The following is a 24227-nucleotide window of genomic DNA, read 5'->3' on the forward strand; positions in this document are numbered from 1 at the left end:
GGATCAAAAATGTGGGAGCGGGCTTGCTCGCGAATGCGGTGGATCAGCCACAACTCTTTTAGCTGATACAACGCATTCGCGAGCAAGCCCGCTCCCACACTGATTTGTGCCCGACTAAAAACCTTACGCAAATCCTGAAATAAGCATCGCCTCCCGCTTGCGTCGTTTCGCCGCGCTCACTAACGTAGCGCCTTTACTGACGCTACCCCCCGCAGGAGCTTTGCCATGGCCTCGCCAGCCCTCTCACATTTTCTTCCCCGGTTCGGCGTTGCCGCGGCCATTGCCAGTGCCTTGGGCCTGGCCGGTTGCCAGTTACAAAGCACCCAGGACACATTGCCTGCGGTTTCCGGCGTGCAGCCCATCAAGGGCCTGGCGCAGAACGTTTCCGTGCGCCGCAACAGCCAGGGCATCCCGCTGATTGAAAGCAGCACCTTCCACGATGCGCTGTTCACCCTGGGCTATGTGCACGCCAGCGACCGCATCACCCAGATGGTCACCCTGCGCCTGTTGGCCCAGGGCCGCCTGGCGGAAATGTCCGGGCCGCAAGTGCTGGATGTCGACCGATTCATGCGGGCGGTCAACCTGCGCAAGAGCGCCGGCGAGCTGTATAACGCCTCGTCGCCGCGCCTCAAGCGCTTCTTTGAGGTGTATGCGCGCGGGGTCAACGCCTACCTGTTCCGCTACCGCGACAAGCTGCCGCCAGACCTGGCCCAGACCGGCTACAAGCCTGAATACTGGAAGCCGGAAGATTCGGCGCTGCTGTTCTGCCTGCTGAATTTCAGCGAGTCGACCAACTTGCAGGAAGAGTTGTCCTCGTTGGTGCTGGCGCAGAAAGTCGGCGCCGACAAACTCGCCTGGCTGACCCCAAGCTACCCGGATGAACCGTTGCCGGTGGCCGAGTCCGACAAGCTCAAGGGCATCAACCTGAGCCAGATCCCGGGCCTCGCCGCGTTGACCAATCTCAGCGAACACCTCGGCACCTTGAACACCTTGGGCACTTCCAGCTCCAGCAACTGGGCGATCGGCCCGCAGCGCAGCCGCAGCAACAAAAGCCTGCTGGCCAATGACCTGTCGACCTCGATGCAGGCGCCGTCGCTGTGGAACTACGTGCAGATCCGCTCGCCGAAATACCAGGCCGCCGGCGTTTCGATCGCTGGCCTGCCAACCCTGCTTTCCGGCTTCAACGGCAAGGTGGCGTGGAGCATGAGCCAGGTCTCGGGCGACACCCAGGATGTGTTCCTGGAGAAGGTCAAGCGCCAGGGCAACGCGCTGTACTACGAGAACAATGGCAAATGGCTGCCGGCCATCGTGCGCAACGAAACCTACTTCGCCAAGGGCCAGCGGCCGATTCGTGAAGCCGTGTATGAAACCCGCCACGGGCCATTGCTCAATAGTGCCCAGTCGCTGAGCAGCGGCTACGGCCTGGCCTTGCAGACCGCCGATTTCAAGGACGACAAGAGCCTGGACGCGTTCTTCGACCTGTCCCGCGCGCAAACCGCCGGTAAAGCGTCTGACGCCACCCGGGAAATTCGCGCAATTGCCTTGAACATGGTGTTCGCCGATGCCAGCAGCATCGGCTGGCAAGTGACCGGGCGCTTCCCGAACCGCCGTGAAGGCGAAGGCCTGGTGCCGTCGCCGGGCTGGGACGGGCGTTTTGACTGGGATGGCTACGCCGACGCGATGCTGCACCCTTACGATCAGGACCCGGCCCAAGGCTGGATCGGTACCGCCAACCAGCGCACCATTCCGCGCGGCTACGGCATGCAGTTGTCCAACTCCTGGGCCGCGCCGGAACGTGCCGAACGTATCGCGCAACTGGCCGGCAGCGGCAAGCACGACAGCCGCAGCATGATCGCCATGCAGTACGACCAGACCACCACGTTTGCTGCCAAGCTCAAGAGCATGTTCCAGGCGCCGGGCATGGCCCAGCCGCTGAAACAGGCGATCGATGGATTGCCGGCGGCAGACCAGACCAAGGCGCGGGAAGCCCTGGGTCGCCTGATGGCGTTCGATGGCCGTCTCGTCTCCACCTCTGCCGACGCAGCGATCTATGAACTGTTCCTGCAGGAAAGCGCCAAGCAAATTTTCCTCGACGAACTCGGTCCGGAAAACAGCGCCACCTGGAAAGCCTTTATCGGCAACGCCAACCTGTCGTACTCGGCGGTGGCCGACCACTTGCTGGGGCGCGAAGACAGCCCGTTCTGGAATGATGCGCGCACCGGGCAGAAAACCGACAAACCGGTGATCCTGGCCCGCAGCCTGGCCGCCGCAATCACCGCAGGCGATAGCGCACTGGGCGCCGATCACAAGGCCTGGCAGTGGGGCAAATTGCACAGCTACACCTGGAAAAACACCAGCGGCCAGAACATTCGCGGCCCACTGGCAGCGGGCGGCGATCACAACACGCTAAACAGCGCACCGTATAGCTGGGGCCAGAGTTTCGACACGACCCAGGTGCCGGCACTGCGGATGATTGTCGACTTCGGCCAGGTGGAACCGATGATGGGCCAAGGCGGCATCGGCCAATCCGGCAACCCGGCCAGCCCGAACTATGCCAATGGCATCGACCCGTGGCTGAAGGCGCAATACCTGAGCTTCCCGATGCAGCCGCAGAACTTTGACGGGGTGTATGGGAAGACGCGGTTGACGTTGGTACCGGGTAAATAACCCGATATACCTGACAAAACCGAATCAAACTGTGGGAGCGGGCTTGCTCGCGAATGCGGTGGATCAGTCACCAGATATATTGACTGACACACCGCATTCGCGAGCAAGCCCGCTCCCACATTTGATTGCGTGCATTCCGATAGAACTTCTCCACCCGCCCCCGCCTCATAACTAACAAGCCCACCTCCACGGCACGCCCATGGACCTTGTTATCGCCCGGCCCGAAGGCCTCTACTGCCCCGCTGGGGATTTCTACATCGACCCCTGGCGCCCGGTTGAACGCTCGGTCATTACCCATGCCCACGGCGACCACGCCCGCACCGGCAATCAACACTACCTGGCCGCCGCCCCCGGCGAAGGCATCCTGCGCTCGCGTCTGGGCCAAGACATCAACCTGCAAACCCTGGCCTACGGCGAAACCCTGCGCCATCACGGCGTCAACTTGAGCTTCCATCCCGCCGGCCATGTACTCGGCTCCGCCCAAGTGCGCCTGGAATACCAGGGTGAAGTCTGGGTCGCCTCCGGCGACTATAAAGTCGAGCCCGACGGCACCTGCGCGCCGTTTGAACCGGTGCGCTGCCATACCTTTATCACCGAATCGACCTTCGGCCTGCCGATCTACCGCTGGCAGCCCCAGGCGCAGATTTTTGCCGGGATCAACGACTGGTGGCAGGCGAATATCGCTGCCGGCAAGGCCAGCGTGCTGTTCTGTTATTCCTTCGGCAAGGCTCAGCGGATTCTCCACGGCATCGACGCCAGCATCGGCCCGATCCTCAGCCATGGCGCGGTCGAACCCCTTAACCGGGTATACCGCGAAGCGGGCATCTATATCCCCGAAACCCTCTACGCCGGTGACTTCAAAAAGACCGCCCCTTTGCTGCGCCAAGCCCTGATCATCGCCCCGCCCTCGGCCGGCGGCAGCACCTGGATGCGCCGTTTCGGCGACTACAGCGACGCTTTCGCCAGCGGCTGGATGCGCCTGCGCGGCACCCGCCGGCGGCGCGGAGTGGATCGCGGCTTTGTGCTCTCAGACCACGCCGATTGGCCTGGGCTGTTGTGGGCCATCGAGCAAACCGGCGCTGAGCGAGTGATGGTCACCCACGGTTCTGTGGGCGTATTGGTCAGACACCTGCGGGAAAAGGGCCTCGACGCGCAAGGGTTCACCACCGAATACGGCGATGACGAAGAGGAAGCCGCGTCATGAAAGCCTTCGCCGAGCTGTACGCCAACCTCGACGCAACCACTTCCAGCAATGCCAAACTCGCGGCCTTGCAGGCTTACTTCCTACAAGCGCCAGCGGAAGATGCCGCATGGGCGGTGTACTTTTTATCCGGTGGCCGCCCGCGGCAACTGGTGCCCACGCGGTTGCTGCGGGACATGGCCACCGAAGCCGCCGGTATTGAACCGTGGTTGTTCGAAGAGAGTTATCAGTCGGTAGGCGACCTGGCGGAAACCATTTCCCTGCTGTTACCGGAATCGCCCCACACCTCCAACGACGGTTTGGCTGTGTGGCTCGAAGAAAAGCTTCTGCCCTTGCGCGGCCTGCCGCCAGAAGAGTTGGCCGAACGCCTGCCTGCGTTGTGGGCACAATTGGATCAACCGAGCCTGATGCTGTGCATCAAGCTGATCACCGGCAGCTTCCGGGTTGGCGTATCGAAGTTGCTCGTCACCCGCGCCCTGGCCGCCATGGCCGGGCTCGACAGTAAACGCGTGGCTCAGCGCCTGGTGGGCTACACCGACCTGTCCAACCGTCCGACCGCCGAAGGCTATTTGAAACTGATTGCCGCCGAATCGTCCGACGAGCATGCGCAACGCGGCGGGCAGCCTTATCCGTTTTTTCTCGCCCATGGCCTGGCGCAACCGGTGGAGCAATTTGATGCCTTGCTCGGCGCCCCCGCTGACTGGCAAGTGGAATGGAAGTGGGACGGCATCCGCGCACAGCTGGTCAAGCGCGAAGGCCGCTTGTGGATCTGGTCCCGGGGCGAAGAACTGGTCACCGACCGCTTTCCGGAACTTCATGAGCTGGAAAACAGCCTGCCGGATGGCACGGTGATCGACGGCGAAATCGTGGTATGGAAGGGCTCGGTGCAACCATTCGCCCTGCTGCAACAGCGCATCGGCCGCAAAACCCTGAGCAAGAAAATCCTCGAAGACGCCCCCGTCGCGGTACTGGCCTATGACCTGCTGGAACACCAGGGCGACGACTGGCGCAACCACACCCAGGCCGAGCGTCGGGCACAACTGGAACAGGTGATCAGCGACTGCGACCAGCCCACGTTGCGGGCGTCGCCTTTGCTGACCGGCGACAGCTGGCAGGCCTTGGCGGAACAACGTGAAGCCTCCCGCAGCCTGGGCGTGGAAGGCATGATGCTCAAGGCCCGGGATGGCCTCTACGGCGTGGGCCGCACCAAGGACATGGGCGTGTGGTGGAAGTGGAAAGTCGACCCGTTCAGTGTCGACGCCGTGCTGATCTATGCCCAGCGCGGCCATGGCCGGCGCGCCAGCCTATACAGCGACTACACCTTCGCCGTATGGGACGGACCGCCCGGCAGCGAACGCACGCTGGTGCCATTCGCCAAGGCGTATTCGGGGCTGACCGATGAAGAAATGCGCAAGGTCGACGGAATCATCCGCAAGACCACCGTGGAGAAATTCGGCCCGGTGAGCAGCGTGACGCCCAGCCTGGTGTTTGAGTTGGGCTTTGAGGGCATCGCCCTGTCCAAGCGGCACAAGAGCGGAATTGCCGTGCGTTTCCCGAGGATGTTGCGCTGGCGCCAGGACAAGTCGGTAGAGGACGCCGACAACCTGGCGACCTTGCAGGATTTACTGACCTGACACGCCTCTCACGAACACCACCGATCAATGTGGGAGCGGGCAAGCCCGCTTGAGCGATCGTTCCCACGTTCTACGTGGGAATGCATCCCGTGACACCCCGCGTCACCACTGCGCAAGACTTGAACCGTGCGTTGCCCGTTGGACGCAGAGCGTCCGGGCGGCATTCCCACGCAGAGCGTTGGAACGAGCACATCAAGACAATTGCTCCCAGATTTAAAATCCTTATGCGCTTCAAAATAGTGCGCGTAATTATCAATGCCCATTTTCGGGCATTTCCTACCGACACAACTCCTTAATCTCACCTTTTAAAACGACCATTCGGAACTATGGTGCAGAAATTGCTACTTGAGTCAGGTCTGACACCGTTCAGTAACAGTCCTAACCGCGCCACAAGCGCTTATCTTGGTTTCCAGGGATTACATAATGAAAAAAGCATTGCTGACCCTTTCTGCACTGGCTCTGTGCATGGCCGCCGGTTCCGCGCTGGCCAAGGAATACAAGGAATTGCGTTTTGGTGTCGATCCGTCCTACGCGCCGTTTGAGTCAAAAGCCGCTGATGGCAGCCTGGTGGGCTTCGATATCGACTTGGGCAATGCCATCTGTGCCGAGCTGAAGGTCAAGTGCAAGTGGGTCGAAAGTGATTTCGACGGCATGATTCCAGGCCTCAATGCCAACAAGTTTGATGGCGTGATTTCGTCGATGACGGTCACCACAGCCCGTGAAAAGGCAATCGACTTCTCCAACGAGCTGTTCTCCGGCCCGACTTCCCTGGTGTTCAAAAAGGGCGCGAACTTCTCCACGCCTGAGTCCCTCAAGGGCAAAAGCGTTGGCTACGAGCAAGGCACCATCCAGGAAGCCTACGCCAAGGCCGTACTGGACAAGGCCGGTGTAACCACCAAGGCCTACGCCAACCAGGACCAGGTGTACGCCGACCTGACTTCCGGCCGCCTGGACGCTTCCGTACAGGACATGCTGCAAGCCGAACTGGGCTTTTTGAAGTCGCCAGCCGGCGCTGGTTATGAAGTCAGCAAGGCCATCGACGATCCACTGCTGCCGTCCAAAACTGCGGTCGGTATCAAAAAAGGTAACAAAGACCTCAAGGCCTTGTTGGATAAAGGTATCAAAGCGTTACACGATGATGGCACCTACGCCACCATCCAGAAGAAACACTTTGGCGATCTGAACCTGTACAGCGGCAAATAATGCCTGGGGCGCCCTTCCTCTGGAGGGGCGCTTTTTTATCGCCATAGGTCCTGATTTATGTTCGAAGATCTTTTGCAAACCCTGGGGCTCAGTGCCTTTAGCTTGAAGGGTTTCGGCCCGCTGTTGCTGCAAGGCACCTGGATGACCGTCAAGTTGTCGGTGTTTTCCCTGGCCGTCAGCGTGTTGCTGGGCTTGCTCGGCGCCACTGCCAAACTGTCCAGCCTGGCGTTCGTGCGGATTCCCGCACAGATCTACACCACCTTGATTCGCGGCGTGCCCGACCTGGTGCTGATGCTGCTGATTTTCTACAGCCTGCAAATGTGGCTGACCGGCTTTACCGACTTTATGGAATGGGACTACATCGAGATCGACCCATTCAGCGCCGGGGTGATCACCCTGGGCTTTATCTACGGTGCGTATTTCACCGAGACCTTCCGCGGTGCGATCCTCGCCGTGCCCCGTGGCCAACTGGAAGCCGCCACGGCCTACGGACTCACGCGTGGCCAGCGGTTTCGCTTCGTGACCTTCCCGCAGATGATGCGCTTCGCCCTGCCGGGCATTAACAACAACTGGTGCGTGATGCTCAAGGCCACGGCCCTGGTGTCGATCATCGGTTTGGCCGACCTGGTCAAGGCCGCACAGGATGCCGGCAAGAGCACCTATCAGCTGTTCTATTTCCTGGTGATCGCCGCGTTTATCTACCTGTTGATCACCAGCGCGTCCAACTTCGTCCTGCGCTACCTGGAACGGCGCTACTCCGCAGGCTCCCGGGAGGCAGTGCGATGATCGAACTTATCCAACAATACTGGCGCCCCTTCCTTTATAGCGACGGCCAGCACATCACCGGCCTGGCCATGACCATGTGGCTGCTCAGCGCCTCGATCTTCATCGGCTTCCTGGTGTCGATCCCGCTGTCCATCGCCCGGGTGTCGCGCAATCGCTGGGTACGCTGGCCCGTGCAGTTCTACACCTACCTGTTTCGCGGCACACCGCTGTATATCCAGCTGCTGATTTGCTACACCGGGATCTACAGCATCGCGGCGGTTCGCGCGCAGCCGGTACTGGATGCGTTCTTTCGCGATGCGATGAACTGCACCCTCCTCGCCTTCGCCCTCAATACCTGCGCCTACACCACGGAGATTTTTGCCGGGGCGATCCGCAGCATGGCCCACGGCGAAGTCGAAGCGGCAAAAGCCTACGGCCTGAGCGGCTGGAAACTGTATGCCTACGTGATCATGCCGTCGGCCCTGCGCCGCTCGCTGCCGTACTACAGTAATGAAGTGATCCTGATGCTGCACTCGACGACGGTGGCCTTCACCGCGACGATCCCGGATATCCTGAAAGTCGCCCGGGACGCCAACTCGGCCACCTACATGACCTTTCAATCATTCGGTATCGCTGCGCTGATCTACCTGACCGTGACCTTTGCTCTGGTCGGTCTGTTTCGTCTGGCGGAGCGTCGCTGGCTGGCCTTTCTCGGCCCCAGCCACTAAGGAGCCTTCATGCGTCATCAGATTCACCCACTCGTGGCACCGGTGCCGGGCACGGCGCGGCAGATCCACAGCTTCCACTTCGGGCCGGAGCAGGCTGAAGGCAAGGTCTACATCCAGTCGTCGCTGCACGCTGACGAGTTGCCGGGCATGCTGGTGGCCTGGCACTTGAAAGTGCGCCTGGCGGAGCTGGCAGCGGCCGACCGCCTGCGCAGCGAGATCGTGCTGGTGCCCATCGCCAACCCGACCGGCCTGGAACAGGTTTTGATGGACATCCCCTTGGGCCGCTACGAGCTGGAAAGCGGGCAGAACTTCAATCGCCTGTTTGTCGACCTGAGCGACGACGTCGGCAATCAGGTTGAAGAACTGCTGGGGGATGATCCACAGCACAACGTCGAACTGATTCGCGACGCACTTACCATGGCCCTGGCAGCGCAAACACCCGTCACGCAACTGGAATCCCAGCGCCTGGTGCTGCAACGCCTGGCCTGCGATGCCGACATGGTGCTGGACTTGCACTGCGACTTCGAAGCCGTGGCGCACCTGTACACCACTCCCGAAGCGTGGCCCCGGGTGGAGCCGTTGGCGCGCTATATCGGCTCCGAAGCCAGCCTGTTGGCTACCGACTCCGGTGGGCAGTCGTTCGATGAGTGTTTCACGCTGGTGTGGTGGCAATTGCAGCAACGCTTTGGCGAGCGCTTCCCGATCCCGATGGGCAGCTTTTCCGTCACCGTCGAGTTGCGCGGCCAGGGCGACGTCAACCACGGACTGGCCAGCCTCGACTGCCAGGCGATCATCGATTACCTGATTCACTTCGGCGCGATCAGCGGCGAGCCTGCACCGTTGCCGGCGCTGCCCTACCCCGCCACACCGCTGGCGGGCGTCGAGCCGGTGGCCACACCGGTGGGCGGTTTGCTGGTGTTCAGCGCCCTGCCTGGGGAATACGTGGAAGCCGGGCAACTGATCGCCGAAATCATCGACCCTATTTCTGACCGCGTAACGCCGGTGCATTGCCGCAATGCCGGCCTGCTTTACGCCCGTTCGCTGCGGCGCATGGCCACTGCCGGGATGGTCATCGCCCATGTCGCGGGCACTGAAGCCTATCGCAGCGGCTACCTACTTTCGCCTTGAGGATGCACGCCCCATGTACAAATTGACCGTTGAAGGCCTGCATAAAAGCTATGGCGACAATGAGGTGCTCAAAGGTGTCTCGCTCAAGGCCAAGACCGGTGATGTGATCAGTTTGATCGGCGCCAGCGGCTCGGGCAAAAGCACCTTTTTGCGTTGCATCAACTTTCTTGAACAGCCGAATGATGGCGCGATGACGCTGGATGGTCAGCAGATTCGTATGGTCAGTGACCGCCATGGGATGCGCGTGGCGGATGATGCGGAGTTGCAGCGCCTGCGTACACGGTTGGCGATGGTGTTTCAGCATTTCAACTTGTGGAGCCATATGAGTGTGCTGGAGAACATCACCATGGCGCCGCGCCGGGTCTTGGGCTGCAGCAAGAAGGACGCCGAGGACCGCGCTCGTCGGTATCTGGACAAGGTTGGGTTACCGGCGCGGGTGGCGGATCAGTATCCGGCGTTTTTGTCGGGGGGCCAGCAACAGCGGGTGGCGATTGCCCGGGCGTTGGCGATGGAGCCGGAGGTGATGCTGTTTGACGAGCCGACTTCGGCGCTGGATCCGGAGTTGGTGGGTGAGGTGTTGAAGGTGATCCAGGGGTTGGCCGAGGAAGGCCGGACGATGATCATGGTGACCCATGAGATGAGCTTTGCCCGCAAGGTGTCGAGCCAGGTGCTGTTTTTGCACAAGGGGTTGGTGGAGGAACAGGGTGCGCCGGAGGATGTGCTGGGTAATCCGAAGAGCGAACGGTTGCAGCAGTTTTTGAGTGGGAATTTGAAGTAGCCGGTAGGGGTGGGGGCATATCCGTTATTTAGGTAACGGCCGCCTATGGTTCCGCTCTTACAGCGGCTCACTTTTGAACAGCGCAAAAGTAAGCAAAACGCTCTTGCCCCACCACTCGGCACCTCGCTTGGGCTCGGTGTGCCCTCAGCTCCGGCAGCACGAAGCGGGCCGCCGCGACGGGGCGTCCCTGCCCCGTCGCGGCTAAACCGGCGTCCTGCCGGTTTACCCGCTCCGTACTGCCTGCGTTCGGCCAGCGTGGTTTAACGGGGCGCCTAAGATCAAGATCAAAAGCAGATCAAGAGCACAGCGGCCTACMGGCCGGCTTGAGTGTGGTGAAGCAACAGCAACAGCTAAAGCGGGCACGGTCCAAATGTGGGAGCGGGCTTGCTCGCGAAGGTCGTTAACGATGACGCGGGCATCCTGATTCAACGCGGCGTTCTCAGGTTTTTCGCGAGCAAGCCCGCTCCCACAGAAAAGCAGCTCTGCTTTCGCTCTCGATCTTGCCTCTGCTTCTAACACTCAAGCCGGCCTGTAGGCCGCTGTGCTCTGCTTTTGATCTGCTTTTGATTTTGATCTGACTGCCCCATTCAGCCCGAGGCCGAACGCAGGTATTGCGGAGCGGGTAAACCGGCAGGACGCCGGTTTAGCCGCGCCGGGCCATGGATGGCCCGTCGCGGCGGCCCGCGGAGTAATGCCGGAGTGAGGGTACGCCGAGCCTAGGCGAGGCGCCGACAGGCGGGGCAGAGCGTTTTGGTTACTTTTGCGCTTTTCAAAAGTGACCCGCTGTAAGAGCGGAACCATAGGCAGCCGTTACCGAAGAAACGGATATGTACACCGATCAGCCCTTGCCCCCCTCACTGATAATCTGCCGAATCGCCCCGACAAACGCCTCAGCCGGCTGCCCTCCACTCACCGCATACTGATCGTTAAACACGATCGTAGGCACAGAAGTCACCCCGCGAGACACCCACAACTGCTCCTGCTCCCGCACCTCGGCGGCATATTCATCCGAGGCCAGAATCGCTTCAGCCCGTACGCGATCCAACCCAACACCCTCGGCAATCCCCGCCAACGTCCCGTGATCCGACGGGTCCTGTTGATCCGTAAAGTACGCCTTGAACAGCGCTTCCTTAAGGTTGTACTGCAACCCCTCAAGCCCCGCCCAATGCAACAAACGATGCGCATCAAACGTGTTGTAGATACGACTCTGCCCATCAGTACGAAACGCAAACCCCAACGCCGCGCCCATATCACGAATCCGCGCCCGGTTAGCCTGGGACTGCTCAGCAGTGGAGCCGTATTTCTCAGTGATGTGCTCAGTAATGTTCTGCCCTTCAGCAGCCATGTTCGGGTTCAGCTCAAAAGGCTGGAAATGAATCTCGGCCTGCACCTCCGGGCCCAGTTGGTCCAGTGCTTCGGTCAAACCACGCAGGCCGATAATGCACCAGGGGCAGGACACGTCGCTGACGAAATCGATCTTCAGGGGAGTACTCATGACTAGGCAACCTCGCTGGCATTAAACGCCGGAAAGGTCCCACGATACACCCCGTCAAGCCCTTACAAAACCTTCGCAGGTACCACCGGGTCGATCTGCGCCCAATGCGCCGCGTCCTCACGATGCGCTTGCAAATAGGGCAAAACCGCCGCCAGCAACGGCGCCTTGAACGCCTCCTGAAACCGATGGGCCAGCCCCGGGATCAGCCGCAACTGGCTGCCCTGGATATGCGCCGCCAAGTGCACGCCATGCATCACCGGCAACAGCGGGTCGGCCGTGCCATGCACCACCAGGGTCGGCACCCGCAGCTGGTTGAGCAGCGCCACCCGGCTGGGCTCAGCGAGGATCGCCATGATCTGGCGCTTCACACCCTCGGGGTTGAACGCCCGGTCGTAAGACTGCGCCGCCTGCTGCAGCAACACCTTGCGATCATCCTTCACATAAGGACTGCCCAGCGCCGCCAGCAGGTCGGCCTGTTGTTCCAGGGCCACTTCACGATTGGGCGCGCTGCGCCGTGACAACAGTTGCACCAACGCCGCACTCGGTGCCGGCAGGCCTTCGGCGCCGGAGCTGGTCATGATCAGGGTCAGGCTTTCCACCCGTTGCGGTGCCATGGCCGCCAGGTGCTGGGCGATCATCCCGCCCATGCTCGCGCCCAGCACGTGGAATTGCTGGATGTGCAAGCCGTCCATCAAGCCCAACGCGTCGTCGGCCATGTCCGTCAGCGTGTAGGGCGCCGCCACCGGCAGGCCGAGTTTGTAGCGCAGGACTTCGAACGTCAGGTTGGCGCTGGCCGGTGCCTGGCGCCAGGTAGACAAGCCAACGTCACGGTTGTCATAGCGAATCACCCGAAAGCCCTGCTCACACAGGGCCACCACCACTTCGTCCGGCCAGTGAATCAACTGCCCGCCCAGGCCCATCACCAGCAACAAGGCCGGGTCGGAGGCGCGACCAATGCTCTGGTAGGCCAGGCTTACCTGTTCCAGATCGACCCGTTGGGTCGGCACATTTACATCACATCGAGAAGCCGCAAAGGACGGCAGGCCGAACAAGAGAGCGGCCATGAAAAACAACACGCGCATGAAAAACACCGAAACGCAGAACCCCAGTAGAGCGCGAGTCTGATGAACTTTGTACAAGCGCGCTGCCACAGTTGCGTGACAATTTCGTGACTGCCGCTCAATGGTCGTCTCGATACCTCTCTATCAAAGCCTGCTCCCGCACTGCGGACAACTGGCCGAAGCCCAAGGGCAACTGAGTGCCGAGCAACTCCTGCCGTTGGAGGCAGTTCTCAACCCGGTCACACCTCTAACGGCGCACGCCCCGCCGGGACGTGCTAACTGGCGTTGCTGCTGACCGAGCGTGAAGGTCCCCCCGAACTTGAGCACGACGGTCGACAGGCATAACAACATGAGACAAACTCAACCGATCCGAATTTGTCACAAGTTATATTCATGGAGACCCCGTGCTCGAAATCCGCCATCTCAAGACACTGCACGCCTTGCGCGAAGCCGACAGCCTGGTGGAAGCCGCTGAGCGCTTGCACCTGACGCAATCGGCCCTGTCCCACCAGTTCAAGGAACTTGAAGAACGCCTGGGCATGCAGTTATTCGTGCGCAAAACCAAGCCACTGCGCTTCACCAGCGCCGGCCTGCGCCTGCTGCAACTGGCGGACGCCACCCTGCCCTTGCTGCGCGGCGCCGAACGCGACATCGCACGCCTGGCCGGTGGCACGGCCGGGCGTTTGCACATGGCCATCGAGTGCCATAGCTGTTTCCAGTGGCTGATGCCCACCATCGACCAGTTCCGCGACGCCTGGCCAGAAGTGGAACTGGACCTGGCCTCCGGCTTCGCCTTCGCGCCGTTACCGGCCCTGGCCCGTGGCGACCTGGACTTGGTGGTGACGTCCGACCCGCTGGAACTGCCGGGCATCACCTATGTGCCGTTGTTCACCTACGAAGCCATGCTCGCCGTGGCCAATCAGCACCCGCTGGCGAACAAGCCGTACATCGTGCCCGAAGACCTGATCAGCGAAACCCTGATCACCTACCCGGTGGAGCGGGATCGCCTGGACATCTTCACCCGTTTCCTGGAACCGGCCGACGTGGAACCGGCCCAGGTACGCACCTCGGAACTGACGGTGATGATGATGCAGTTGGTGGCCAGCGGTCGTGGCGTGTGCGGCATGCCCCATTGGGCGCTGCATGAATACAGCTCCCGGGGTTATGTGAAGGCCAAGCGGCTGGGAGAGAAAGGCTTGTTCGCCACGCTGTACGCCGGGATTCGCGCCGACATGCTGGATGCGCCGTACATGCGCGACTTTTTGCTGACGGCCAAGGACACTTCGTTTTCGACCCTGGACGGCGTCAGCGCCGTACGCTGACGTGTAGCGGTTCCCTGTGGCTAGGGGCCTTTGTGGTGAGGGGGGCCTGTCCTGTGGTGAGGGGCTTGTCCTGTGGTGAGGGGGCTTGTCCCCCGTTGGGCTGCGTAGCGGCCCCAAAAAAAGCGGGAGCGCTACGCACTCCAACGGGGGACAAGCCCCCTCGCCACAGGACAAGCCCACTCACCACAGGACAAGCCCCTCGCCACAAAGGTTCCCTCACCACAGGGCAACCCCACTCACCACAGACAAGCCCCCTAATCCCGGATCAGGCTGGGATCAGCGAGGCGCGGTAGAACGGCAGAATCAAATCCCGAGTCAGCGGCGCAAGCTGCAAATCGCCGTCGCCGGCCGGGTCGATCCAGCGCACTTCTTCAATCTCGGCAGCCGGTGTCACCGCCACGTCGATGTGCACCTGGAACAACTCGGCCTGCACCACAAACCCCGGCTCATTCGCCGCCGGGGCCGAAAACTGGCCCAGGTACACCGCTGCCGCCGGGTCAATCCGCAGGCCCAGTTCTTCGTGCAGCTCACGGAGCAGAGCCTCGGCAGGTTGCTCACCGGCGTCGATTTTGCCGCCTGGCTGCATGAAGGCCTGGGTGCCGCGCTTGCGTACCAGCAGGGTCTGGCCGTCGCTGCCGATCAGCAGGGCGGCGGCGATGCGAATGGTGGAGGTCATGGAAAGGTTGCCTTGAATACAAAGGTGCAAGGATCCCATGAACCAGCCTCAACCCGAAAGCAGCGCTTCATCCGGCTCCTTGATAAACACGCTGTACTTCGCGCCTTCCATGGCCTCGAACGCAATCAGTTTGTCCACCAGCGGCAGGTTCAACACCTTGCCGGCGTTGAGCAGCAGCATGCCGTTGTCGGCGTTGAGGTTGCGCGCCAGCACCATGCCTTCGGCCAGTTCGCGGGTAGTCAGGACTTTCACCGTAGGATCGCCCAGGGTCACGTCGCTGAGGAACGCGGCGCAGGCCTGGATGAAGTCCTCCACCATCTCCGGGTCGTACAGGCGCCCGGCGTATTTGCGGATGTAGATCAGCGCTTCATCGCTGTTCATCTGCCGTTCAAGGATCAAGCCGCGTTGCAGTTCGATGAAATCCACTGCCAGCTTCAACAGCCGCGAGCCCTCCGGAATCGCATCGCCCTTGAGGTGGTCGGGAAAGCCAGTACCGTCCCAGCGTTCCTGGTGATGGCGGATCAAGCGTGCCGCGTCTTTCATCGGTTCCAGGGTCATCAGCAACGATTCGCTCTGGGTCGGATACGCCCGATAACGCTCACGGTCGGTGCTGTGCAGTAGGTCGCTGGGAGAGACCATCATGCTGTCGCTCCAGCTTAACTTGCCGATGTTGTAGAGCGCGGCGGCCATGGTCAGGTCGCGTGCGCTGGCCTCGTCCATGGGGTGGAACTTGCAGTACACGCGGATCAGTTCGATCAGTTGGCGGTTGGTCTGTTTTTCCTTGGGCAGCCGCAGGTTGGCCAGCAGCGAAAACACCTCGGTGCCGGTTACGTAGCTGCGTTTGAGTTCATCGTAGGCCAGGTCGAGCATGTCGGCGGTCTGCTGCAGCTCGGAGGTGCGCGCCACCACGCGTTTTTCCAGGGTGGCGTTGAGGGCTTTCAACTGGTCGTTCTGCTCCCGGATCAGTTGCTCAAGGCGCAGCCGCTCGCGCTCGGAATGCTGGTGCTCCAGAGACTGGCGCAGGGTCAGGAGCATTTCCTCGTCATTCCAGGGTTTGCTGATATAGCGGTGGATCTGCCCTTCATTGATCGCCTTGATCATCATGCTCATGTCGGCGTAGCCGGTCAGCAGGATGCGCGTGGTGGCCGGGTACAGCCGGTGGGTCTCGGCCAGCAGCATCGCGCCGTCCATGGCCGGCATGCGGGCGTCGGTCATGACCAGGTCGATGGGCCGCGCGGCCATGATTTCGAGGGCCTGGGCGCCACTGCCGGCCAGCAGCACGTCATAGGGTTGGCCTCGCAGCAAACGGCGCAGGCTATTGAGGATCGACTCTTCGTCGTCGACCAGCAAAATCGTGGGGGTGTAGGGGGCAGTCGTAGCAAGTTGCTCGTCCATGGCGACACCTCCTTTCAATGACACAAAATTGCACCATTGCGCGCCCGTCGTCATCAATCGCTGTACTTGCTGGAGCATTGAGCGCTAGATGAATGCGGGGGTACTGGCGTTGATTTGACGCCAACTGGCCGACTTATTCAAGGGAGCCAACTATGCTTGTGGCAAGAAGCCCATGACCGCCCCTGTTTACCGATGCACTTAAGGTAAGGAAGCCATATGCGCCAGAATATGCAGTTGAGCGCGTCCCGGAACCGCTCGTGAACCCGCGCTCCGCGAGGGCCAACCGGCGGATCCTGATCGTCGACGACACCGCGTCGATCCACGAAGACTTCCGCAAAATCCTCGAAGCCGACCCCAACGGCGGCCAATCCCTGGACAGCATCGAAGAGACCCTGTTCGGTACCGCCCCGGCCGCACGCCAGACGTTCCTGCTGGACTCGGCCTACCAAGGCCAGGAAGCGCTGGACCTGGTGACCAAGGCCTTGGCCGCCAACACTCCCTACGCCCTGGTCTTCATCGACATGCGCATGCCGCCGGGCTGGGACGGGCTGGAGACCATCGAGCAACTGTGGGCTGTCGACCCCCACCTGCAAATCGCCTTGTGCACGGCCTACTCCGACTATTCCTTCGAAGCCATCGAAGCGCGCCTCAAATACGACGACCAACTGCTGATCCTGAAAAAACCCTTCGACAACCTCGAAATCCGCCAGATGGCCAGTGCCCTGACCTGGAAATGGCAGCTTGCACAGGATGCTGCCCTCAAGCTGATGGGCCTGGAGCGTACGGTGGAGGAACGGGTGCAGGAACTGCTCAAGGTCTCGCACCTGCTGCAATACGACGCCCTCACCGACCTGCCCAACAGCACGCTGCTGGGGGACCGGCTGACCCAGGCCATCGCCGCTTGCCGGCGCCATGACACCCAGTTGGCGGTGATGTTTATCGGCCTGGACCGCTTCAAGCGCATCAATAACGCTCTGGGCCACCCGGTGGGTGATGAAGTGCTCAAGCAAGTCAGCCAAAGCCTGGTGGCGACGGTGCGCGAGTCAGACTCGGTATTTCGCTACGGCTCCGACGAGTTCGTGCTGATCCTCAACGACGTTCATCATCCTCAGCAAACCCAGCACATCGCTGAAAAAATCCTCAAGGCCGTCAGTCACATCCGCTACGTCGCCGGCCACGACCTGAGCGTCACCGCCAGCCTGGGCATCAGCATTTACCCCAACGACAGCTTCAGCGCCGTGGAATTGATCAAGAAAGCCGAAACTGCCATGCACGCCGCCAAGGATCATGGCCCGAATGACTTCAGCTTTTTCATCGATGACATGAACCGCCGCGCCCAGGAACAGCAAAGCCTGGAGACCGCGATTCGGCTGGCCCTGCAACGCAACGAGTTTATGCTGCACTACCAGCCGAAACTGAACTTGAGCAGTGGGCAAATCGTCGGTGCGGAAGCCCTGATTCGCTGGTACCAGCCCGGTCACGGCTGGATCTACCCGTCGGTCTTTATCCCGGTGGCCGAGGACAGCGGCCTGATCGTGCTCCTGAGCCAATGGGTGCTGGGCCAGGCCTGCGAGCAAGCGCAAGCCTGGCATGCAGCCGGCCTGGCTCCGATCTGTATTTCAGTGAACATCTCGGCCATCGATTTTCGCCAGCGGGATTTTATCGCCAACCTGGCCGCCATCCTCGAGCGCACCAACCTCGCGCCGGGCTTGCTGGAGCTGGAGATTACCGAAAGTGTGCTGATGCAAAACGTCGAAGACACCCTGGTGACCTTACGGGCGATCAAGTCCATGGGGGTACGCCTGGCGGTGGATGACTTCGGCACCGGCTATTCCAGCCTCAGCTACCTGCGGCGGTTTCCGATTGATGTGCTGAAAATCGATCAGTCGTTCATTCGTGGCTTGAGTAAAAACACCCAGGACGCGCAACTGATCAGCGCGATTATCAGCTTGGGTAAAAGCCTGGACCTGAACATCATTGCCGAAGGCGTGGAGACCGTTGAGCAACTGAACTTCCTCAAGGCCCACCAGTGTGAAGAAGGACAGGGCTTCCTGTTCAGCAAGGCGGTGGCCGCCGATGAATTCGCCCAGTTCATGCAAGCCGGGCGACGCACCCTGATGCCCAGCCAATAACGTTCTGCCCCAAGGAATCATCGCTTGAGCGACGCCACGCCACGCTACGTTCACCGGTCTTCACGGGCGCCCGGGCTCGCCACGCTGTTTTGGCTGGCGACCTGCCTGCCGGTGATGGCCGCGCCGCTGGACGAACCACTCAAGTCGCTGCCGCCAATACCGCAACTGGATCCGGCAACGGTGGAGCTGGGGCGCCAGTTGTTCAATGAAACACAACTGTCGGTCAACAACACCAAGTCCTGCGCCAGCTGCCATGACCTGCAAACCGGCGGCGTCGACAATCAGCCGTTTTCCCTGGGGTTCGACGGCAAGCCGGTGGCGCTCAACACCCCGACCGTGTTCAACGCCAGCCTGAACTTCAAGCAATTCTGGAACGCACGGGTCGACACCCTGGAGGCACAGGTCGAACAAGTGGTCACCAGCCCCATGGAAATGGGCAACGACTGGAAAACCGTGATTCAGACCTTGTCGGCACTTCCTCACTACCAGGCGACGTTCCGGCAGATTTACCCCGACGGCATCACGCCCGCCACTGTGCAAAATGCCCTGGCGACCTATGAACGTACCCTGCTCACGCCCAATTCGCGCTTCGACCAATACCTGCAAGGCAACACCGACATCCTCACCCTCAAGGAAAAATACGGCTACCAGCGCTTCAAGGAGTACGGCTGCATCGCCTGCCACCAGGGCGCCAATATCGGCGGCAACATGTACCAGAAATTCGGCGTGATGGATGACTACTTCAAGGCCCGTGGCAACCCCACCGAAGCCGACCTGGGACGCTACCTGCTGACCAAGGACGAGGAAGACCGCAACGTGTTCAAGGTGCCCAGCCTGCGCAATGTGGCGGTCACCGCCCCGTACTTTCACGACGCTTCGGCCAAGACCCTCGAAGAAGCCGTCGACGTGATGTTCAAGTACCAGCTGGGGCGCATTCCCTCGGCTGAAGACAAGACCCTGATCGTGCTGTTCCTGAAAACCCTGACCGGCGAATGGGCAGGCAAACCACTATGAGGCTCTCCCGCCGCGCCACCCAATTCATGCTCAGCGCCATGACCCTGATACTCGCCTCGACTTTGGTATTCCTGTACCTCAAGTCATCGAGCGACAAGACCAGCACCTACACCGAATCCCGCGACCTGATCCGCGAAATCAAGCAACTGAACTCACAATGGGACAGTGAAGTACTCAAGGCCCGGATTGCCCTGACCCACAACTACGACCCACTGGTCGCGCCCCTCACCGAGATGAACCGCCTGTGGGTCAGCCTTGAGCAGCGCGAATCGCAGCACCGTCACGAAGACCCCGCCCGCTGGCAGGCCGGCCAGGACGCCTATCGCCAGGCGATCGACGAAAAAGCCCGGCTGGTGGACCAGTTCAAGTCCCATAACGCCGTGCTGCGCAACTCCCTTGCCTTCCTGCCCACCGCCGAAGACGATATCCAGGCGCAGTTCCTGGCACTCACCAACGCCGACAAACTGCTCCAGCAAAGCATCGCCACCGACACCTACGACGTGCTCCTGAGCAGCCTCGAATTCGCCCAGGTGACCAGCGACGACAAGGCCGCCGACATTCTGGTGGGCCTGAACACGCTGGCGATCAATAAACTGAGCCTGCCCGAGTCGTTCCAGGTGCCGGTGGAAATTCTCAGCAATCACATTGCGCTGATCCTGCGGGAACAACCCTTGGTCAACGACCTGCTCGAACGCATCGCCGCCGTGCCGCTGGCCGAACGCCTGGACGACCTCACCAACCAGCTCAATCAGGACCAGACCGCGTCTGACCTGCTCGACCAGAAATACCATCGCTACCTGCTGGTGTTTTCCACCTTGCTGGTGGCACTGCTGCTGTACCTGGCGATTCGCCTGTTGCGCAGTTTCGCCGAGATCAACCGGGTCAACCGGGCCTTGCATGTGGTCAACGAAAGCCTTGAGCAACGTGTCGAGGAACGTACCCGGGAACTCAAGGATGCCCAAAGTGAACTCATGGACAGCGCCCGCCAGGCCGGCATGGCGGAAATTGCGACCAACGTGCTGCACAACGTCGGCAACGTGCTCAACAGCGTGAATATCTCGGCCGAGCTGGTGACGCGCAAGCTGCGCACCAGCAAGGCGTTGGGGCTGGGCAAGGCCATGCAATTGATCAATGAACACCGCCGCGACCTGGGCACCTTCCTCACCGAGGATGAAAAAGGCAAGCTGCTGCCCGATTACCTGAACCAGTTGGTCGAAGCCATCGCCACTGAACAGCAGGGCCTCACCGAGGAACTGGCGCAACTGAGCAAAAGCGTCGACCACATCAAGGATATTGTTTCCACCCAGCAGTCCTACGCCGGCGCATCCACGCTGCTGGAGCCGGTGCATATCAGCGCGTTGATGGAAGATGCCCTGCGCATGAATTCCGGGGCCCTGAGCCGCCACCATGTGACGGTGGTCAAGGACTACCACGACGTCCCCGAGATCATGGCCGACAAGCATCGGTTGCTGCTGATCCTGGTGAACCTGATCAGCAACGCCAAGTACGCCATGTCCAACCTCACCGATCGCACCCGGCAAATGACCCTGACGGTAATGCCGTTGGACGACGGGACCTTGCAGATCAGCGTCAAGGACGAAGGCGAAGGCATACCCGCGGAAAACATGACGCGAATCTTCACCCACGGTTTTACCACCCGCAAGGAAGGCCACGGCTTTGGCCTGCACAGCTGCGCCCTGGCCGCCCTGGAAATGAAGGGCCGCCTCACCGCCCACAGCGACGGCCCGGGCAAAGGCGCGCTGTTCACCCTGCATATTCCACTGGAACCCGCACGGACATGAGCATGAATCAAGCACCCAACCGGCGCATTTTATTGATCGATGACACCCCGTCGATTCATGAAGACTTTCGCAAGATTCTGATGCCGCCCGTGGACGCGAACCTGGAACTGGACGAGATGGAAACGGCCCTGTTTGGCGCCAGCGTCAAACCCCAGGCCCAGGCTTTTGAACTGGATTCGGCCTACGGCGGCCAGGAAGGATTGCAGCTGCTGTGCCAGGCCACGCAACAAGAGCGCCCCTACGCCCTGGCCTTTGTCGACATGCGTATGCCCCAGGGCTGGGACGGCGCGCAAACCATCGAAGAATTATGGAAAGTCGACCCGCAACTGCAAGTGGTGGTGTGCACCGCCTACTCCGATTACTCCTGGGAAGAACTGCTGTTTCGCCTGCAGGCCCATGACCGCCTGCTGATCCTGAAAAAGCCTTTCGACAACATCGAAGTCCAACAGATGGCCAACACCCTCGCCGCCAAATGGGACATGGCCCGGCGTGCGTCCCTGCAAACCAGTCACCTGGAACATCTGGTGGAGCAACGCACCCAGGCATTGACCTTGGCCAGCCAGGCGCTGCAGCTGGAAATCGATGAACGCAAGCAACTGGAAAGCCAATTGGTGCAGTCGGAAAAGCTCGCGTCCCTGGGCCAGCTCGCGGCGGGGGTGGCCCATGAAATCAACAACCCGGTAGGTTTCATCTCCTCCAACCTGAGCACCCTGGACGGCTACTTCAAACAGTTGCAGCAGATGCTCGACGCCTATCGGCAGGCCGAAGAAGCCCTCGCACCCGGCGAATGCCTGACGCAATTGCAAAGCCTACGCAAGGCAATGGACCTGGAGTTTCTCAAGGAGGACATCCCGATTCTGATTCTCGAATCCAAGGATGGTATTGGTCGCGTGGCGCAGATCGTCAAGGACCTGAAGGATTTCTCGCGGGTCGACAACGACGAGAAATGGCAGTGGGCAAACCTGCAACACGGCATCGACTCAACCCTGAATATCGTCGCCAGCGAACTCAAGTACAAGGCCGATGTGGTCAAGCATTTCCAGGTGCTGCCAGACATTGAATGCCTGGCCTCGCAGCTCAATCAGGTGGTGATGAACCTGGTGATCAACGCCGCCCAGGCGATGGGCCCGGAACGCGGCACCATCACCCTCAGCAATGGCGTGGAGGGCGACAAGGTCTGGCTGGAAGTGGCGGACACCGGCTGCGGAATCGCGCCGGAGAGCGTGCAGAAAATCTTCGATCCGTTCTTCACCACCAAGCCGGTGGGCGAAGGGACGGGGTTGGGGTTGTCACTGTCGTATGGGATTGTGAAGAAGCATCACGGGACTATTTCGGTGAACAGCGAAGTCGGCAAAGGCACGACGTTTCGGGTGGTGTTGCCGATTCGCCAGACGACAGATCCCCTGTAAAGGCAAACCTCTACAGGGGACAGGCTCAGGCTTCGGCGTTCTTCGGGCTCGAACCAAACGACGCAAACCGCTTGTTGAAGCCGGCGATGCGGCCTTCGGACTGGGTCTTGCGCTGCTGCCCGGTGTACACCGGGTGCGAGGCGCTGGACACGTCGAGGAGCACGTAAGGGTAAGTGTTGCCGTCGCTGTGCTTTTGCGTGCGGTCGGTGTCCACGGTGGAACCGATCAGGAAGAAAACGTCGGCGGCGGTGTCATGGAACAACACGGTGCGGTAGTCGGGGTGGATACCAGGTTTCATAAGGCCTCCGGGGCGTCTGGGTGAACATTAAGTGTTATACAGTAACACAAATGATGCACCCAAACGAGAACCAATTGCAATAAGAATAGACCCCGAACTTCTATGAGGCTTCCTGAAAGTCCATTTCCGGTGGCTGCCGGGAGAAGCCCCGCGTCAGGAAACCCAGGTACACCAGGCCAATCGCCAGCCAGCTCAGGCCCAGGTAAATCGCCAGGTGATCGAGGCTGACCATCAACCACAAATCCGCCACCAGGCCGATGGTCGGGAACACCAGGAACAACACCAACTCCCGCAACCCGCGCTGCTGGGGGCCGATCCAGTAGTGGAAGATCACCGACAGGTTCACCAGGCTGAAAGCCAGGAAGGCGCCGAAGTTGATGAACGAGGTGGAGGTGGTGACGTCCAGCTTTAGAGCCAGTAACGCCACCACCGCGCACAGCAGGATGCTGTTCACCGGCGTACCAAAGCGCGCATGCAAGGTGCCGAAGAACGACTTGGGCAATACCCCGTCGCGGCCCATCGCAAACAGCAACCGCGAACCACTGGCCTGGGCCGACAAACCCGAGGCGAACTGGCCGACGATCAGGCCGATCAGGAAGATCGACACGAACAGGTCGCCGCCAATGTTGCGGGCAATCTCGTAGGCTGCGGAATCCACGTCGGTAAATTCGAACGATGGATGGGCGATCTGCACGAAGTACGACACACCGACAAAGATCAGCCCGCCGATCAGGGTGATCAGCATGATCGCCCGGGGAATGGTGCGGCGAGGGTCGCGGGTTTCTTCGGTCAGGGTGCTGACCGCGTCAAAGCCCAGGAACGAATAGCAGGCGATCGCCGCGCCGCTCATGATCAACGGCATTTGCATCTGGCCGTTGAAGAACGGAGTGACGGTCCACAGCGGCTTGCTCGCATCACCGCCGATGTAGTGGATGCACAGCGCGACGAAGGCGATCAGCACCAGGAACTGCACCAGCATCAGCAAGGCGTTGATGCCGTTGGCGAGTTTCAGGCCAATGATGTTGATCACGCTGGTGACCCCGATAAACGCCAGTACCCAGACCCATTGCGGCACCGCCGGGAAGGCCGAATGCAGGTAGGCTGCGCCGATCAGCCAGATGGCCATCGGCAGGAACAGGTAGTCGAGCAACACCGCCCACCCGGCGATAAACCCGAGCTTGGGGCTGATGGCCTTGCGCACGTAGCTGTAGGCGGAACCGGCCACCGGGAACGCCGAGGCCATACGGCCGTAGCTCATGGCGGTGAAGAACATCGCCACCAGCGCGGCCAGGTAAGCGGCCGGGACCATCCCGGCGGTGGATTGCGCCAGGATACCGAAGGTGCCCAGGACAATGATCGGTGTCATATAGGCGATGCCAAACAGCACCACCGACCCTAACGACAGGGTGCGTTGCAAACGAGCCATGAGCGATTCTCCGCGCGATTATTAGATTTATGGCAGAACTGAAGTCGGTGCAGCGAACGCAATAATTTTTATGGTTGAAGCAGCTTTTTGAAC

General features: G+C 60.8%; 18 protein-coding genes and 3 pseudogenes. 15 read left to right on the plus strand and 6 right to left on the minus strand.

The window, feature by feature from the left end:
• Positions 1 to 225 precede the first annotated feature (225 nt).
• The 8 genes from HBJ59_RS03975 (at position 226) to HBJ59_RS04010 (ending at position 10104) form a co-directional block, all read left to right on the plus strand.
• On the plus strand, positions 226 to 2667 hold the full coding sequence (locus tag HBJ59_RS03975) for a penicillin acylase family protein (protein ID WP_167662819.1): 2442 nt from the start codon (positions 226 to 228) through the stop codon (positions 2665 to 2667).
• 199 nt (positions 2668 to 2866) lie between these two features.
• Positions 2867 to 3871 (plus strand): ligase-associated DNA damage response exonuclease, encoded by a 1005-nt coding sequence (locus HBJ59_RS03980; RefSeq protein WP_167662820.1) that lies wholly within the window; start codon positions 2867 to 2869, stop codon positions 3869 to 3871.
• Complete coding sequence (locus tag HBJ59_RS03985) at positions 3868 to 5502, plus strand: ATP-dependent DNA ligase (RefSeq protein WP_167662821.1); 1635 nt, start codon at positions 3868 to 3870, stop codon at positions 5500 to 5502. Before HBJ59_RS03980 ends, HBJ59_RS03985 begins: the two co-directional genes overlap by 4 nt.
• 423 nt (positions 5503 to 5925) lie before the next feature.
• Positions 5926 to 6705, plus strand: a complete 780-nt coding sequence (locus HBJ59_RS03990) for a transporter substrate-binding domain-containing protein (protein ID WP_076016569.1) — start codon at positions 5926 to 5928, stop codon at positions 6703 to 6705.
• A gap of 57 nt (positions 6706 to 6762) precedes the next feature.
• On the plus strand, positions 6763 to 7491 hold the full coding sequence (locus tag HBJ59_RS03995) for an ABC transporter permease (protein WP_076016568.1): 729 nt from the start codon (positions 6763 to 6765) through the stop codon (positions 7489 to 7491).
• Positions 7488 to 8198 carry an ABC transporter permease gene (locus tag HBJ59_RS04000; RefSeq protein WP_076016567.1) on the plus strand — a complete coding sequence of 237 codons (711 nt, stop codon included), beginning with the start codon at positions 7488 to 7490 and terminating at the stop codon, positions 8196 to 8198. Before HBJ59_RS03995 ends, HBJ59_RS04000 begins: the two co-directional genes overlap by 4 nt.
• A 9-nt stretch (positions 8199 to 8207) precedes the next feature.
• Positions 8208 to 9326 carry a succinylglutamate desuccinylase/aspartoacylase family protein gene (locus HBJ59_RS04005; protein ID WP_167662822.1) on the plus strand — a complete coding sequence of 373 codons (1119 nt, stop codon included), beginning with the start codon at positions 8208 to 8210 and terminating at the stop codon, positions 9324 to 9326.
• Between the two features lie 13 nt (positions 9327 to 9339).
• Positions 9340 to 10104: an ABC transporter ATP-binding protein gene (locus tag HBJ59_RS04010; protein WP_063032874.1), complete on the plus strand. Its 765-nt coding sequence runs from the start codon at positions 9340 to 9342 to the stop codon at positions 10102 to 10104.
• Positions 10105 to 10942: 838 nt separating this feature from the next.
• Here HBJ59_RS04010 and HBJ59_RS04015 read toward each other — a convergent pair.
• Positions 10943 to 11599 carry a DsbA family oxidoreductase gene (locus HBJ59_RS04015; protein ID WP_167662823.1) on the minus strand — a complete coding sequence of 219 codons (657 nt, stop codon included), beginning with the start codon at positions 11597 to 11599 and terminating at the stop codon, positions 10943 to 10945.
• Positions 11600 to 11661: 62 nt separating this feature from the next.
• Positions 11662 to 12681 carry an alpha/beta fold hydrolase gene (locus HBJ59_RS04020; protein ID WP_076015616.1) on the minus strand — a complete coding sequence of 340 codons (1020 nt, stop codon included), beginning with the start codon at positions 12679 to 12681 and terminating at the stop codon, positions 11662 to 11664.
• A 383-nt stretch (positions 12682 to 13064) separates the two neighbouring features.
• On the opposite strand from HBJ59_RS04020, the gene metR reads away from it, so the two are divergent.
• Positions 13065 to 13982, plus strand: coding sequence for a transcriptional regulator MetR (metR, locus tag HBJ59_RS04025; RefSeq protein WP_017480097.1), 918 nt, complete (start codon positions 13065 to 13067; stop codon positions 13980 to 13982).
• 265 nt (positions 13983 to 14247) lie between these two features.
• Here metR and HBJ59_RS04030 read toward each other — a convergent pair whose 3' ends face one another.
• Together HBJ59_RS04030 and HBJ59_RS04035 are read right to left on the minus strand one after the other, a co-directional pair.
• Positions 14248 to 14658, minus strand: coding sequence for an NUDIX domain-containing protein (locus HBJ59_RS04030; protein WP_167662824.1), 411 nt, complete (start codon positions 14656 to 14658; stop codon positions 14248 to 14250).
• A 48-nt stretch (positions 14659 to 14706) separates the two neighbouring features.
• A complete protein-coding gene (locus tag HBJ59_RS04035; RefSeq protein WP_076015618.1) occupies positions 14707 to 16053 on the minus strand; it encodes an HD domain-containing phosphohydrolase in 1347 nt (448 codons plus the stop codon).
• A gap of 257 nt (positions 16054 to 16310) precedes the next feature.
• Between HBJ59_RS04035 and HBJ59_RS04040 the strand changes: the two genes are divergently transcribed.
• The 6 genes and pseudogenes from HBJ59_RS04040 to HBJ59_RS31970 form a co-directional block, all read left to right on the plus strand.
• Positions 16311 to 18185 carry a GGDEF and EAL domain-containing protein gene (locus tag HBJ59_RS04040; protein WP_167662825.1) on the plus strand — a complete coding sequence of 625 codons (1875 nt, stop codon included), beginning with the start codon at positions 16311 to 16313 and terminating at the stop codon, positions 18183 to 18185.
• Positions 18186 to 18269: 84 nt separating this feature from the next.
• Positions 18270 to 19199, plus strand: a complete 930-nt coding sequence (locus HBJ59_RS04045) for a cytochrome-c peroxidase (RefSeq protein ID WP_076015695.1) — start codon at positions 18270 to 18272, stop codon at positions 19197 to 19199.
• Positions 19196 to 21001, plus strand: a complete 1806-nt coding sequence (locus HBJ59_RS04050; RefSeq protein ID WP_167662826.1) for a DAHL domain-containing protein — start codon at positions 19196 to 19198, stop codon at positions 20999 to 21001. The genes HBJ59_RS04045 and HBJ59_RS04050 overlap by 4 nt, the downstream gene beginning before the upstream one ends.
• A 116-nt stretch (positions 21002 to 21117) precedes the next feature.
• A pseudogene (locus tag HBJ59_RS31960) lies at positions 21118 to 21441 on the plus strand (response regulator transcription factor); the annotation flags it as partial.
• A 156-nt stretch (positions 21442 to 21597) separates the two neighbouring features.
• Positions 21598 to 21681 (plus strand): annotated as a pseudogene (locus tag HBJ59_RS31965) (hypothetical protein); the annotation flags it as partial.
• Between the two features lie 402 nt (positions 21682 to 22083).
• Positions 22084 to 22410, plus strand: a pseudogene (locus HBJ59_RS31970) (sensor histidine kinase); the annotation flags it as partial.
• Positions 22411 to 22435: 25 nt separating this feature from the next.
• Here HBJ59_RS31970 and HBJ59_RS04060 read toward each other — a convergent pair.
• Together HBJ59_RS04060 and HBJ59_RS04065 are read right to left on the minus strand one after the other, a co-directional pair.
• Complete coding sequence (locus HBJ59_RS04060; RefSeq protein ID WP_076015621.1) at positions 22436 to 22708, minus strand: type B 50S ribosomal protein L31; 273 nt, start codon at positions 22706 to 22708, stop codon at positions 22436 to 22438.
• 100 nt (positions 22709 to 22808) lie between these two features.
• On the minus strand, positions 22809 to 24134 hold the full coding sequence (locus HBJ59_RS04065) for an APC family permease (RefSeq protein WP_167662828.1): 1326 nt from the start codon (positions 24132 to 24134) through the stop codon (positions 22809 to 22811).
• Positions 24135 to 24227 lie beyond the last annotated feature (93 nt).

Source organism: Pseudomonas sp. AN3A02, assembly GCF_011765255.1.
Taxonomy (GTDB): Bacteria; Pseudomonadota; Gammaproteobacteria; order Pseudomonadales; family Pseudomonadaceae; genus Aquipseudomonas.